Annotated in this window: 13 protein-coding genes and 1 tRNA gene; 6 read left to right on the forward strand and 8 right to left on the reverse strand. The window is 65.6% G+C overall.

All coding sequences use genetic code 11. From position 1 onward, the window contains the following. Window positions 1–31 precede the first annotated feature (31 nt). Window positions 32–1,441: a magnesium transporter gene (gene mgtE / locus QP164_RS16050; protein ID WP_132735174.1), complete on the reverse strand. Its 1,410-nt coding sequence runs from the start codon at window positions 1,439–1,441 to the stop codon at window positions 32–34. A gap of 108 nt (window positions 1,442–1,549) precedes the next feature. Between mgtE and QP164_RS16055 the strand changes: the two genes are divergently transcribed. Continuing rightward, window positions 1,550–2,008, forward strand: a complete 459-nt coding sequence (locus tag QP164_RS16055; RefSeq protein ID WP_132735176.1) for a peptidylprolyl isomerase — start codon at window positions 1,550–1,552, stop codon at window positions 2,006–2,008. Between the two features lie 385 nt (window positions 2,009–2,393). On the opposite strand, the gene QP164_RS16060 is transcribed toward QP164_RS16055, so the two are convergent. After that, window positions 2,394–3,278 carry a LysR substrate-binding domain-containing protein gene (locus QP164_RS16060; protein WP_277983652.1) on the reverse strand — a complete coding sequence of 295 codons (885 nt, stop codon included), beginning with the start codon at window positions 3,276–3,278 and terminating at the stop codon, window positions 2,394–2,396. Between the two features lie 286 nt (window positions 3,279–3,564). On the opposite strand from QP164_RS16060, the gene QP164_RS16065 reads away from it, so the two are divergent. Continuing rightward, window positions 3,565–5,838 (forward strand): CDC48 family AAA ATPase, encoded by a 2,274-nt coding sequence (locus tag QP164_RS16065; RefSeq protein ID WP_333923771.1) that lies wholly within the window; start codon window positions 3,565–3,567, stop codon window positions 5,836–5,838. 266 nt (window positions 5,839–6,104) lie between these two features. Continuing rightward, on the forward strand, window positions 6,105–6,389 hold the full coding sequence (locus tag QP164_RS16070) for a hypothetical protein (protein ID WP_333923772.1): 285 nt from the start codon (window positions 6,105–6,107) through the stop codon (window positions 6,387–6,389). 108 nt (window positions 6,390–6,497) lie between these two features. Here the strand turns inward: QP164_RS16070 and QP164_RS16075 are convergent, their stop codons facing one another. After that, window positions 6,498–7,820: an MFS transporter gene (locus tag QP164_RS16075; RefSeq protein ID WP_333923773.1), complete on the reverse strand. Its 1,323-nt coding sequence runs from the start codon at window positions 7,818–7,820 to the stop codon at window positions 6,498–6,500. Further along, window positions 7,817–8,140, reverse strand: coding sequence for an antibiotic biosynthesis monooxygenase (locus tag QP164_RS16080; RefSeq protein WP_333923774.1), 324 nt, complete (start codon window positions 8,138–8,140; stop codon window positions 7,817–7,819). The genes QP164_RS16075 and QP164_RS16080 overlap by 4 nt, the downstream gene beginning before the upstream one ends. Window positions 8,141–8,332: 192 nt before the next feature. On the opposite strand from QP164_RS16080, the gene QP164_RS16085 reads away from it, so the two are divergent. After that, complete coding sequence (locus QP164_RS16085; protein ID WP_132735188.1) at window positions 8,333–8,947, forward strand: class I SAM-dependent methyltransferase; 615 nt, start codon at window positions 8,333–8,335, stop codon at window positions 8,945–8,947. Between the two features lie 325 nt (window positions 8,948–9,272). Here QP164_RS16085 and QP164_RS16090 read toward each other — a convergent pair whose 3' ends face one another. Then, window positions 9,273–10,433: a phospholipase D-like domain-containing protein gene (locus QP164_RS16090; protein WP_333923775.1), complete on the reverse strand. Its 1,161-nt coding sequence runs from the start codon at window positions 10,431–10,433 to the stop codon at window positions 9,273–9,275. A gap of 141 nt (window positions 10,434–10,574) precedes the next feature. Here QP164_RS16090 and rpoZ point away from each other — a divergent pair, with 141 nt between their 5' ends. Next, window positions 10,575–10,919, forward strand: a complete 345-nt coding sequence (gene rpoZ, locus QP164_RS16095; protein WP_055882033.1) for a DNA-directed RNA polymerase subunit omega — start codon at window positions 10,575–10,577, stop codon at window positions 10,917–10,919. 544 nt (window positions 10,920–11,463) lie between these two features. Here rpoZ and QP164_RS16100 read toward each other — a convergent pair. Both QP164_RS16100 and QP164_RS16105 read right to left on the reverse strand, forming a co-directional pair. After that, on the reverse strand, window positions 11,464–12,135 hold the full coding sequence (locus QP164_RS16100; RefSeq protein ID WP_093398175.1) for an RlmE family RNA methyltransferase: 672 nt from the start codon (window positions 12,133–12,135) through the stop codon (window positions 11,464–11,466). After that, the gene (locus tag QP164_RS16105; RefSeq protein ID WP_132735192.1) at window positions 12,132–13,175 is read right to left on the reverse strand and encodes a Ppx/GppA phosphatase family protein; all 1,044 of its coding nucleotides are present in this window, start codon (window positions 13,173–13,175) and stop codon (window positions 12,132–12,134) included. Before QP164_RS16105 ends, QP164_RS16100 begins: the two co-directional genes overlap by 4 nt. 185 nt (window positions 13,176–13,360) lie before the next feature. On the opposite strand from QP164_RS16105, the gene QP164_RS16110 reads away from it, so the two are divergent. Further along, window positions 13,361–13,434 (forward strand) — tRNA-Gln (locus tag QP164_RS16110). Between the two features lie 7 nt (window positions 13,435–13,441). Here the strand turns inward: QP164_RS16110 and QP164_RS16115 are convergent. Further along, window positions 13,442–13,837 carry a hypothetical protein gene (locus tag QP164_RS16115; protein WP_333923776.1) on the reverse strand — a complete coding sequence of 132 codons (396 nt, stop codon included), beginning with the start codon at window positions 13,835–13,837 and terminating at the stop codon, window positions 13,442–13,444. Window positions 13,838–13,852 lie beyond the last annotated feature (15 nt).

The raw sequence follows: 13,852 nt of genomic DNA on the forward strand, positions 1-13,852 counted from the left end.
GGCGTTGGAAATGGGCCTTAAAACCGGCCGATCAACCGTGCAGGCCCCAAAGACTCGCCAGCCCGAGGAACGAGAAGAACCCCATCGTATCGGTCATCGTCGTCACGAACACCGCCGACGACACCGCCGGATCGATCCGGAACTTGTCGAGCGTCACGGGCACGAGCACGCCGCTGAGCCCCGCGGTCAGATTGTTGGTCAGCATCGCTGCGGCGATCACGATCGACAGATTGACGTTGTGGAAGATCACATACGTCCCGCACCCGATCAGCGCCCCCAGCATCACGCCATTGGCGGCGGCGATGCGGAACTCGCGCCCGATCATCCGCGCGGTGTTCGAGCTCGTCAGCTGGTTGGTCGCCAGCGCGCGCACCACCACCGCCAGCGTCTGCGTGCCAGCATTGCCACCCATCCCCGAGACGATCGGCATCAGCACCGCGAGCAGTGCAAAGCTCGCGATCGTCCCCTGGAACAGCCCGACGACCGACGACGCGACCATCGCGGTGCCGAGATTGACCACCAGCCACGTGAACCGAGTTCGCACGGTCAGCCGGATCGGCTCGTTGATGTCGCCATCGCCTGCACCGGCGAGCCGGAGCGTATCCTCGCCCGCCTCTTCGGAGATGATGTGGACGATGTCGTCGACCGTGATCATCCCGACCAGCCGGCCGCCATGATCGACCACCGCCGCCGAGATCAGCGCGTATTTCTGGAAGCGCAGCGCGACCTCCTCCTGATCCATGTCGACCGGGATCAGCGTCTGCTCGCGCTTCATCACGTCGGCGATCGCGATCCCGCGCGGGGTGCGCAGCATCCACGACAGCTGGCACGTGCCGATCGGCTTGTGCGCGGGGTCGACGACGAAGATTTCCCAGAAATCGGTCGTCAGTTCCTCATGCCCGCGCAGGTAATCGATCGCGTCGCCGACGGTCCAATGCTCAGGGACAGCGATCAGCTCGCGCTGCATCAGGCGGCCGGCGGATTCCTCGGCGTAGCTCAGCGCCTCCTCGATCGCCGCGCGATCGTCCGGATCGAGCGCGCGCAGCACCGCGCGCTGCTCATCCTCGTCCATGTCCTCGATGATCGCGACCGCGTCGTCGGTATCGAGTTCGGACGCGAGATCGGCGACCTGGTGCGGCTCGAGCGCGTCGATCAGATCCTCGCGGACATAATCGTTCATCTCGGCGAACACGTCGCCGCCGAGCAGATCGGTAACCGCACGTGCGAGGGCCGCGCGATCCTCCTGCGGGGTCAGCTCGAAAAGATCGGCGATGTCGGCCGGGTGCAGCGGCTCGACCAGGGCGCGCGCCGCCTCGTCGTTGCCGTTCTCTACCGCATCGAGCACCGCCCGGACGAATTCGGGGCGCAAATGGTCGTCGCGATCGAGTTGAGTCTCGGGCGCGGTATCGGTTTCGGGCTCGGGAAGCTCGAGTTCGCTCATGGCTGCCTCCCTTAAAAGATGGTCGGTTGGGCCCTAACGCGACGCGTGCGCATTTGCCAGTCGGAGTGCGGCTCCCTATCTGCCGCGCATCAATTCAGGAGAACATGAATGGCCGACACCCCAGAAACGCTCACGCTGACCCTCGAGGGCGGCGACGTCACGATCAAGTTCCGCCCCGATCTCGCGCCCAAGCACGTCGAGCGGATCGCCGAGCTGGCGAACGAAGGCTTTTACGACGGCGTGCCGTTCCACCGCGTGATCCCGGGCTTCATGGCGCAGGGCGGTGATGGTGGTCGCGGCGACGGCACCGGCGGCTCGAGCAAGCCCAACCTCAAGGCGGAGTTCTCGGCCGAGCCGCATGTCCGCGGCGTGTGCTCGATGGCGCGTACCAACCAGCCCGACACCGCGAACTCGCAATTCTTCATCGTGTTCGACGACGCCCGCTTCCTCGACAAGCAATACACCGTCTGGGGCGAAGTCACCGACGGCATGGACCTGATCGACGCGCTGCCGAAGGGCGAGCCGCCGAAGACGCCGGGCAAGATCGTGAAGGCACGCGCAAACTGAAGACTGCACCGGCGCAGCCCAACTGCGCCGGAGACAGTCGAAGTCGGCCGGCGGAGCAAAGCTCCGTCCGACGGCGCGGCTTAGCCGCGACGCGCTTCGGGTTCGACGTAGCGTCGCGGCACCACCTACCCCACCTCACCCGTCATCCCAGCGAAAGCTGGGATCTCCCGGTTCGAGCCTCGCCGCTTCCCAACAGGGATACCCCAGCTTTCGCTGGGGTGACGGACAGGGGGCATGGGACAGCAGCGAATAAGCCGCGCTACGTGAGCTAAATCCCCTTCCGCCTGCGGGAGGGGCTAGGGGAGGGCGCGACGTACGCACTGGCGTCCGGTCGGTGAGGCACGCCCCTCCCCGACCCCTCCCGCAAGCGGGAGGGGAGTAGCGGTTAGACTTCCGCTACGGTCTTGATCAGCCAGTCGTGGAACAGCTTCACCGGCTTGCTCTGCAACGCCCGCGGGCGGCAGACGAACCAGTAGCTGTACGGGCTCTCGACCTCGATATCGAACAGCCGCACCAGCCGCGGATCGTTCGCATCCTGGAAATGGCTTGCGTGCATGAACGCCACGCCCAAGCCCTGCGCGGCGGCCTCCAGCATCAGCGCGCCCGAATCGAAATGATCGATCGCCAACGGCTCGATATCGTCGAGCCCCGCCGAATGCCGCCATGCGGTGAACGTATCCGGCATGTCGCGGTGGACCAGAGCGGTCAGTGTCGCGAGCTGTTCGGGGCGCGTAACCGGATCGGCGCGGTCGAGCAGGCTGCGTGCACCGATCACATACACCGAATTGCGATCGAGCCGCCGCGCGTAAAACGCTGGATCGATCTCGCGCGACAGGGCGATCACCGCGTCGAGCCCGTCGCCGAGCCGCGAGACCAGATGCGCCGCGGTATCGATGTCGAGATGCAGTTCGGGATGCGTCGTGCGCAACTCGCCGAGCCGTGGAAACAGCTTCTGCGACGCGTAGAGCGGCAGGATGCCGAGCCGCAGCCGCAGCACCTCGGTCGTGCTGGTCAGCGACTCGACCGCGTCGGACAGCGAGTCGAGCACCGGGGCGATCTGTGCCAGCAGTCGCTCGCCATCCGCATTCAGCACCATCGCCTGATGCCTGCGCGCGAACAAAGGCTTGGCGATGAATCGCTCCAGACTCTGCACGCGCCGGCTGAGCGCAGGCGCCGACAGCGCCAGATCCTCGGCCGCGGCCTTGATCGACCCCAGCCGCGCGACCTGCACGAACGCCTCGATAGCCCCCAGTGGCGGCAGCCTGCGCATGATTCCTCTTTCGACTCGACGCGTGTGACAAAGACCGCAGGACGCATTCAGCCATACGATTGCAGTTAGCGCAATCGTAGCTGATCCCTTCGCACTTGCAACATGAACCGTCTCGCCGCAAAAAGACCTCGCCTTTCAGGCATCCTCTCCTAAAAACTTTCATGGGCTGGCCTTTATTGGCCGGCCCTTTTTTTGTGCGTTTTCCATCCGGGAAGGCGATTTCAAGGCCTCGAACCATCGGAACCGGCGCCCTATCTCAGGCGCTACGAGTTCGAATGGAGTCGACATGCCCGACAGCGAAATCCCCACGCGGAAAATCCAGGTCGCCAATGCGCGTCCCGAGGATAGTGGCCGCGGCCTCGCGCATCTGCCGCGCGCGCTGATGGCGACGCTCGGCATTGGCGAAGGCGACGTGATCGAGATCCTCGGCAAGCAGAACACGCCCGCGCGCGCCGTTGGGCCGTATCCCGAGGACGAAGGTCTCGACATCCTCCGCATCGACGGCCTTCAGCGTGCAAACGCTGGCGTTGGCTCGGGCGATTTCGTCGAAGTGCGCAAGGCCGAGTCGAAGCCAGCGACCCGCGTCGTCTTCGCGCCGGCGCAACAGAACCTCCGTCTCCAGGGTTCGACCAACGCACTCAAGCGCACCTTCCTCGGCCGGCCGATCTGCCAGGGCGATATCGTCGCGACCGCAGGGCATCAGCGGGTCGGCAACATGCCGCCCAACGTCCAACAGTTCATGAACGCGCCGGCGTACGCGCTCCAAGAGATCCGTCTCGCCGTGATCGCCGCCAGCCCCAAGGGCGTGGTGCACATCGACGAGAATACCGAGATCGAACTGCGCTCCGAGTATGAGGAGCCGCAGGCCGCGCGGCGTGCCGACGTCACGTATGACGACATCGGCGGCATGGCGCAGACCATCGACCAGTTGCGCGAGATGGTCGAGCTGCCGCTCCGCTACCCCGAACTGTTCCAGCGGCTCGGGGTCGATCCACCCAAGGGCGTGTTGCTGCATGGCCCTCCCGGCACCGGCAAGACGCGTCTCGCACGCGCCGTTGCCAATGAGTCCGACGCGCAGTTCTTCCTGATCAACGGCCCCGAGATCATGGGCTCCGCCTATGGCGAGTCGGAGTCACGCCTCCGCGAGGTGTTCGAGGAAGCGGCTAAGGCAGCGCCTTCGATCGTGTTTATCGACGAGATCGATTCGATCGCGCCGAAGCGTGGTCAGGTGTCTGGTGAGGCCGAAAAGCGTCTCGTCGCGCAGTTGCTGACGCTGATGGACGGCATCGAATCGCGTGCGAACCTCGTCGTGATCGCGGCCACCAACCGTCCCGAGGCGATCGACGAGGCGCTGCGTCGTCCCGGCCGGTTCGATCGCGAGATCGTCGTCGGCGTGCCGGACGAACGTGGCCGTCGCGAGATCCTCGGTATCCACACGCGTGGCATGCCGCTCGGCGATCGTGTCGATCTCGATGAATTGTCACGCACCACCTACGGCTTCGTCGGCGCCGATCTCGCCGCGCTGACCCGCGAGGCGGCGATCGAGGCGGTACGTCGGATCATGCCCAAGCTCAATCTTGAGGAGCGGACCATCCCGCCAGAGGTGCTCGACGAATTGTCGGTCACGCGCGAGGATTTCCTGGGAGCACTCAAGCGCGTCCAGCCGTCGGCGATGCGCGAAGTGATGGTGCAGGCGCCGACCGTGCGATGGGCCGATGTCGGCGGCCTCGACGATGCGCAGATGCGGCTCAAGGAGGGCGTCGAACTCCCGCTCAAGAACCCCGACGCGTTCCGCCGTCTCGGCATCCGTCCGGCCAAGGGCTTCCTGCTCTACGGGCCGCCGGGGACCGGCAAGACGTTGCTGGCGAAGGCGGTCGCGCGCGAGGCGGAGGCGAACTTCATCGCCACCAAATCGTCCGACCTGCTCAGCAAATGGTACGGCGAGAGCGAACAGCAGATCGCCCGCCTGTTCCAGCGCGCCCGTCAGGTCGCACCGTGCGTGATCTTCATCGACGAACTCGATTCGCTGGTGCCGGCACGTGGCAGCGGCGCGGGCGAGCCGCAGGTGACCGAACGCGTGGTGAACACGATCCTCGCCGAGATGGACGGGCTGGAGGAACTGCAGTCGGTCGTCGTGATCGGCGCGACCAATCGGCCCAACCTGATCGACCCGGCGTTGCTGCGCCCGGGCCGGTTCGACGAGCTTGTCTATGTTGGTGTTCCTGACAAGGCCGGGCGTCGCCGCATCCTCGGCATCCAGACGCAGAAGATGCCGCTGGCGTCCGACGTCGATCTCGATCGTCTCGCGGACCGAACCGACCGTTTCTCGGGTGCAGACCTGGAGGACGTCGTCCGCCGCGCCGGCCTGGTGGCGTTGCGCCGTTCGATCGATTCGACCGACGTGACGATGGCCGACTTCGAGGGCGCGCTGAAGGAGTCGCGCGCCAGCGTGACACCTGAGACCGAACGCGAATACGAACAGATGGCTGCTCGTCTGAAGCAGGACGCCACTGCGATCCAGCCAATCGGTTTCGCCTTTCCCGTGAAAAGTGCGGAATGACTAGCGCCCCCTCCCGGCGGAGGGGGCTACCCATCGGCGATCCGTGTCTGCGCTGCTATACGTTGACATTACCTCATCCGGCTCCGATGTAACTTCCATGTACGCTCCTGCGACACATAAGCGTTTCCGCGACCATTCCGGGCAACTCGCCGCACGTGGGTAGCCCGAGCTCGCTGCTATAGGCCGTTCGAGTTCGGGCTTTATTCGATCTGACCTTTGGGCCGTGCTCTGCACGCCCATGATCTCGAGTAAACGGAAACCACATCATGTCAGACTCGGCCTCGAAATTCGGCGATCATCCGTCGGTGCGCCAGGATATAGACGATCACGCTCGTTCGCCTCGGCCCTTCTTGCGGATGCGGCCAAGGCATTTCTTTTCCAACAAGTTCGACATGGATATCGTCGAAGACTATTCGGAAGCAGATGCGGACGAGCATTCCGTGCAGCGGCCGAAATGGCTGAACCGACTTATCCAGATGAACTTGTTGTTGATGATTCTGCTGATCGGCGTGCCGGTGCTTTTATACTGCATCATGGTTTCCGCGAAATAGCGGCCTGTTGCGAGGCGGCAGACCGGGACACGAGCGCTGCCTGAGCGAGTGGAGGGCGCACGCATAACGATGACGCGTGCGCCCAAATACGTTTCGGGCCGATCCGTTCTAACTGTCCCTGGCATCCTTCAGCGACACCCAGGCATAGGCGATCATCACGACGCATGCCGCGCCCGCGACCAGATAGGGCAGCGAATGTTGCGCCTCGTATAATCCGACGCCGATCGACGGGCCCAGCACGAAGCTGGCGCCGTTAATCGACGTCACCTTGCCCGCGACCGAGCCTTGCGCGTTGGCGCCGACGGCGAGCGACGAGCCTGCGGTGAAGCCGGGGCGCGTGAAGCCGAAGCCGAGGCTCGCCAGCGCATAGGCGGTGGCGATCGTGTAGAGCGATGTCGCGATACCGGTCAGCGCGGTGCCCGCCGCCGCCAGCACGAGCCCGGTCAGCACGAGTTGCCGCGGGGTCATGTTGAGACGCGGGATGATGCCCCATTGTGCGAGCAGTGCGGCGCCGGCGCCCATCATCAGGACGATGCCGGTCGGCTCCAGCGCGAGGGCAGGGGCGAGGTGGAGGCGGTCGATTACGAGGAAACCGATCGCCTGCCCCGTCATCGCCTGCGCGTGCCCCATCACCAGTCCGGCTATCATCCACGCGCGGATGCGGGGGTCGGTGTAGCCGACATGCTCGACATGCGATCCGGTGGCGGCGGCGACCGACGCGCCGGTCGGGGCGCCGCCGATCGAGGGATAGGCCGAACTCGCGCCGTGCGTCTCGTGTGGCGCGACGATCTTGTCGTCGGGCAGCATCCGTCGCACCGTGATCCACACCGCGACGCCGAACACCGCGAACAGGAAGGCAGGACCGGCCAGCCCGATCTCGACTCCGCCGATCGAGCCGAGGATCAGATATGGTGCGATCGCCGGCCCCAATATCGTACCGAGCCCGAACGCGGAGGCGAGCAATGTCAGCGCCTTGGTCCGTTCCTCGCGCGTTGTCTCGCCGGCGACGAGCGCCTGTACCGCCGGCGGGGCAGCGGCACCGAACGTCCCGTAGATCAGCCGGCCACCGATGAAGCACAGGAACGCGGTCGTGCCGCCGATCCAGGCGTTGATCCCGGCGAGCAGGAACACGCCGCACAATGTCAGCGAGACGCTGAACCCGCCGACGCCGAGCAGGATCATCGCGCGCCGGCCGTGCTTGTCCGACCGATTCGCCCAGAACGGCGCGGCGATCACCCATAGCAGCGCCGAGACCGAGAACGCCGCCGCCACCGCGCTGTCGGCGACGCCGAGCGAGCGACCTAGCGCGGGCAGTACCGATTGCAGCGCGGTGTTGCCCGCCGCGATCGTCAGCATCACGAGAAACATCAGCGCGAAGCGGCGGTCGATCTTCGGGCCTTCGGGCGCCCCGCCACTCGTCGAGCCGATCATGGTCGTGCCCACTGATACGCGCGCTCGATCCGCGCAACCGTCACCGAATAGCGGTCGTACCAGAGCGCTCGGCCCCGATCACGAATCGCCGCATGTTCGGGATGATCGCGCCACGCGATCGCGGCGGCGTCGTCCGCCCAGTAGCTGACGGTGATTCCCATGCCGTCCGTCTCGCGCGCGCTGTCGGCCCCGCGATAGCCGGGTTGCGCGACGGCAAGCGCATCCATCGCCGCCGCAGCCGTGGCATAACCGTTCATGTCCGCGCCGTTACGAAACGACACGAAAATGACCGCCACCTCTCCTGTTCGATCATCGTGCATGGCCCGTGCTTAAGCGATGCCGCGGGCTTGGCAACGGCGTTGGCCGATCGCCGGAACCACTTGTCGCCGCACGACTTCCACTTCGGTTCGTCGTCGCATGCAACCCGCGGCCCTTGAAACGCGTTCGGAATTCGTGCGACGGGAGGGGCAAAGCTCCGCCACCGTGCGGGACCCCTGATCGTAAGGAACACGATGCCCAGTTCGACCACCGCCACCCGGCGTGCACGCAGCCGCCCTGCCGGCGTGCCGTCCCCGTGGCAGATGTTCTTTTCCGGTTTCCTGAAACATCCGGTCATGGTCGGATCGATCGTGCCGTCGTCGGACAAGCTGATTCGGAAAATGCTCGGTCCAGTCGATTGGGCGAACTGCAAGCTGTTCGTCGAATATGGCCCCGGCGTCGGTACCTTCTGCCGCCCGATCCTCGACCGGATGGCGGCGGATGCCAAGCTGGTGGTGATCGATACGAACCCCGAGTTCATCCAGTATCTGCGCCACACGATCACCGACCCGCGCTTCTTCGCGGTGCTGGGGTCGGCGGACGAGGTCGAGACGATCGTCGCGGATCACGGCTTCGAGAAGGCGGATTACGTGCTGTCCGGGCTGCCGTTCTCGACGCTGCCCCCCGGTGTCGGCCCGGCGATCGCGACCGCGACGCACTCGGTTCTGCGCACCGGTGGCGCATTCCTGGTCTATCAGTTCTCGCCCAAGGTGAAGGACTTCCTGACCCCGCATTTCACGTCGATCGATCACGATATGGAGTGGTGGAATGTGCCCCCGGCGCAGCTGTATTGGGCGTGGAAGGACTGACGCAGGCGCGGCGACGTCCGCGCCGGTGCGCAAAGCGATAGCGGAGCGCAGCGTCAGGCCCGGCCGGCGGGTCGGCTAAGCCGAACCCGTCCGACGGCGGCTTTGCCGTCGGCGCTGAATTAGCTGCAGACGCACCAAGAATGCACTGTTCGTCCCGGCCCCTCACAAACTCCGTCACCCCAGCGAAAGCTGGGGTATCCTGGTTCGAGCCCCAGTATGCTTCAACGGGGATACCCCAGCTTTCGCTGGGGTGACGGGTTGGCAGGTGGGCGTGACCGTCGATCAGACGACGGGTAATGGTTGAGCACGTCAATCAGACGCCTCCCTATTCGTCGATTCCGAAGTTCAGTCCGCGCGACAAACTCGGGTCGACCACCGCGACCACGAAATACGCGCCGAGCTGCTTGATCCGCTGCAGCCAGCCGGTGTTCGCCTGGTACAGCGCCTTGGTCACCTCGGTCGACTTCGCGACCTCGCCGTCGATATAGCCGCGAACATGGCCTGCGAACGCCGCATCCTCGATCCGCAGCATCAGCTCGAGATTGATGAACAGGCTGCGCATGTCGAAGTTCGCCGAGCCGATATGGACCGCGTCGTCGATCACGTAGAGCTTCGTGTGCAGCTTGGTCGGCTGATACTCGAACAACCGCACGCCCTTGCGCAACAACCCCGCATAGGTGAACCGCGCGGCGGCGATCGTCGCGTTGTTGTCCGATTTACTCGCGGTGACGATCCGCACGTCGGCCTGCCGCCGTCCGGCCTTGTCGAGCCGCCGCAGCAGGGCGGGGCTAGGCGTGAAATACCCTGCGATGATGTCGATACGGCGCCCGGCGCGCATGTCGTCGCGGACCGCACGTGCCCAAGGCGACAGCTTGCGCGTTGGGCCGCCGATCAGCCACCGGGTCGCGCCCTTGGTTTCGCTCCAATGCGACAGCGCCGCGTTGAGCCGACGCAGCTTGTTCTTGGGCTCGTGGATCCAGTCCTTCAGCGCGTCGAAATAGCCGGCGAGCCGCCCTGCTGCCGGTCCCTCGACCAGCAGGCCGAGATCGCGCCAGGCCTGCTCGGCGGCGGTGCCGAAATAATCGTCCTCGATATTGAAGCCGCCGATGATGATCCGCGCTTCGTCGGCGAGCGCGAGCTTCTGATGGTTGCGCAGGAGATAGCGGCGACCGAACCTTGCGGAGAAGCGGCATACGGAGATGTTGGCGGCTTCGAGCGGTTCGAAGAACGCGTGCGGCGCATCGTCGCTGCCGAAGCCGTCGACGATCAGCGCGACCTCGACGCCGCGCTTGGCGGCGGCGATGAGCGCTGCGTTGACGCGCTTCCCGGACTCGTCGTCGGCATAGATGTAATACAGCACGCGGAGAGTCCGCTCGGCGCCGTCGATCAGCGCGAGCACCGCGTCGAGGCGGCGGGGGCCGGTGTCGAGCAGCGTCATCTGGTTGCCGTCGACGGTGAAAGTCGGCTGGTCTGCGGGATCGTCCATGGCGTGCGTGATGGACACCGGGCGCTCGGGTGGCAACCCGATGGCGGGCTCGATGATGCGGGGCGGCGCATTTCTTGACTTTGCAGGTCATCGCCCGTAGGCGACGCATTCTCATTCTATCGTTGTTACGAAGGAAGCCGCATGGCGCGCGTTACCGTCGAGGATTGTGTCGACAAGATCCCCAACCGGTTCGACCTGGTGTTGTTCGCGGCCCAGCGTGCGCGCCAGATCTCGGGCGGCGCCGAACTGACGCTCGACCGCGACCGCGACAAGAACCCGGTCGTCGCGCTCCGCGAGATCGCCGACGAGAACGTCAAGCCGGCGCATCTCAAGGAACAGGTCATCCAGGGCCTGCAGAAGGTTCGCGTCGACGACGACGACGAGGTCGACGCCGTCGGCAGCCTGGCCGCGTCGGCCGAGGCACTGCGTCTGACGGCCGCAGCGCCGCCGCGGAACCAGAATCTGGGTGCGGATTACGAGGGTTGAGGCAGCAGGATTAGCGAAAGCTAATCCGCGTCTCGGCCGAAACCCCGGCCGGCGGGCATAGCCCGACCGACGACGCGGCTTTGCCGCGGCGCGTGAAACAGAAAGAAGCCCGCAGACCCAAAAGGTCCGCGGGCTTTTTCTTTACCCTCTCCCTGAAGGGGAGAGGGAAGGGGCCCGCGGCCCTTGCCGTGGGAAGGGTGAGGGCACGGGTGACGTAGACGGCCCGTTCGTCATTCCCGCGGAGGCGGGAACCCATATTGGCTGGCCTAGAAAAATCGCGGGCGCCTGAGTATATGGATCCCCACCTGCGCGGGGATGACCATGACGTGCGTTGCGGGGTAAGCTCAGACCAAGCGAACCACCCAGCGCCCTTGTTCTCCCGCGAAGGCGGGAGCCCAGTCTGGATCCCCGCCTTCGCGGGGAAACATGCTTGCTAACGTCGCGCTCGCGTATCACCCAAAGGCAGGGCGCCACGGCAAAGCCGCGTCGTCAGTCGTTGCTGCGTAACGCTGGCCGGGCTTTCGACTGGTCCGAAATAGCTACGCTATTTCGGGTCTCGGCCCTTAAACCCCTGCGCTACCACGAACCACTCGACCGACCCCTTGCGGCTCGCCGGCGGCTTGGCATGCTTCACCGTCTTGAAGTTCCGCTTCATCTCCGCGACCAGCTCCGAATCGGCGCCGCCCGCGAACACCTTCGACACGAACGTGCCACCCGGCTCGAGCACCTCGCAGGCAAAGTGCAGCGCGGTTTCCACCAATGCCATCGTCCGCAGCGCATCGGTCTGCGGATGCCCGACGGTGTTCGCCGCCATATCCGACAGCACCAGATCCGGTGCGCCGCCCAGCGCCTCGATCAGCTTGCCGGGGGCTGCGTCGTCGAGGAAATCCATCTCGAAGATCGTCACGCCCTCGATCGGATCGACCGGGAGCAAATCGATGCCCACGACCGTCGCCTTGGGGATCCGCCGCCGGATCACCTGCGCCCAGCCGCCCGGCGCGAGGCCGAGATCGACCACGCGCTTCGAGCCGCGGATCAACTCGAACCGCTCGTCGAGCTCGATCAGCTTGTACGCGGCTCGGCTGCGATACCCGTCGGCCTTGGCGCGCTTCACATACGGATCGTTCAGCTGCCGCTCGAGCCAGCGCGTCGACTGCGCGGTCCGTTTCCGCGCAGTGAGGACGCGGACGTGCCCGCCGGAACCGCCCCGGCTCATGCTGCGACCCCCGTGGCTTTGCCGGGTTTGGGCGAACCCATCAGTCCGCGCAAAATACCCTCGCGAATGCCGCGGTCGGCGATGCCGAGCCGTTCGGCGGGCCACAAATCCATGATCGTCTCCAGAATGGCACAGCCCGCGACCACCAGGTCGGCGCGCTCGTTGCCGATGCACGGCAGCTTGGCGCGCTCCGTGATCGACATATGGGAAAGGTCGGCGCTGATTTTCCGCATCGCGGAGGCCGGCACGATCAGCCCGTCGACCACCGAGCGGTCGTAGTGGCTGAGCCCGAGATGCACGCTGCCGAGCGTCGTCACCGTGCCGCTGGTGCCAAGCAGCCGTGGCCGTTCGATATGCCGGGGCAGGCGGCTGGCAAACCCCGCGAAGCTGTCGGCGACCACCTGACGCATCCGCGCATAGGCAGCCCGGCGACCGTCCTCGCCTTCGCCACCACCGGCATGCTCGGTCAGCGACACCACGCCCCACGGCGCCGAATGCCAGTCGAGCACGGTCGGGATCGGCGTCGATGTGTCCACCAGCACGAGCTCGGTCGACCCGCCGCCGATGTCGAACACGAGCGCGGGGTCTTCTCCCGGCTCGATCAGCGCGTGGCAGCCGAGCACCGCCAGCCGCGCCTCTTCCTCGGCGGAAATGATGTCGAGATGGATCCCCGTCTCGGCCAGTGCGCGTGCGATAAACGCGGGGCCGTTCGACGCCTGCCGACACGCCTCCGTCGCGACCGACCGCGCCAGCGTGACGTTGCGGCGCTGAAGCTTTTCCGAACACACGCGCAAGGCGGCGATAGTCCGCTCGATCGCCGCATCGCTCAGCTTGCCGGTCGACGCCAGGCCCTCGCCGAGCCGGACGATTCGCGAGAACGCATCGATTACCGCAAAGCCGCCAGCCTGCGGTCGCGCGATCAATAGTCTGCAATTGTTGGTGCCGAGATCCAGCGCGGCAAACGCCTGCGCATCGGCCCACCGCCCTCGACCGGGCCGGGTCGCCGCCGGACGGGCAGGAGAGCCCTGCCGGAACGGCATTCGGGTGGAAACATCCCCCATCGCCGCAAAACTCGCTATCTATATCTGCCGCTGCGGGAAAATACCCGCCCGGTGCTTGACGACGAATGTAGCGCGGCGGCGCGATTACGCAAGCGAACTGGCGGATCGGCATCATCTTGGCGTTGACAGCGCGAAACTGCCCGCCTAGATCGCGCCCTCGCTGATGCCCCGTCGTCTAATGGTAAGACTGCGGTTTCTGATACCGCCTATTGAGGTTCGAATCCTCACGGGGCATCCAGCGCTTCCTAAATTTCCTGCAGGAATTGCAGCATCATCGTCAGGGCTTCGTCGGTCAGGCCGAGCGAACGTTGCGGCCATGCGGCGGTGTGCGGCCAGCACGTGATCAACCCGCGATGCTCGAGTGTCAGCAGCCAGCGTCGGATCGTCACTTCGGACAGCCCGGTGGCGGCCTGCACCGCGTCGATCGTCAGCGGTGTGCCCTCTTCGTACGCGACGAACAGCCCAAGCAATATATCCCATGCGGGATCCTGGAACAGCGCCCGAGCCGACGCGAATGCGGCCGATCGGGCGCGTTGCTGATGAAGCAGGGCGCGGGCGCGGTCGAGTTCGGTCGGCGATGGCGGCTCGATACCCGATCCAGCCCCGTTACCCGGGGGTGTCGCCGGGGGGAGCGTCACCAAGCGGCATCTGTGGTG

The organism is Sphingomonas sp. LR59 (assembly GCF_036855945.1).
Lineage (GTDB): Bacteria > Pseudomonadota > Alphaproteobacteria > Sphingomonadales > Sphingomonadaceae > Sphingomonas.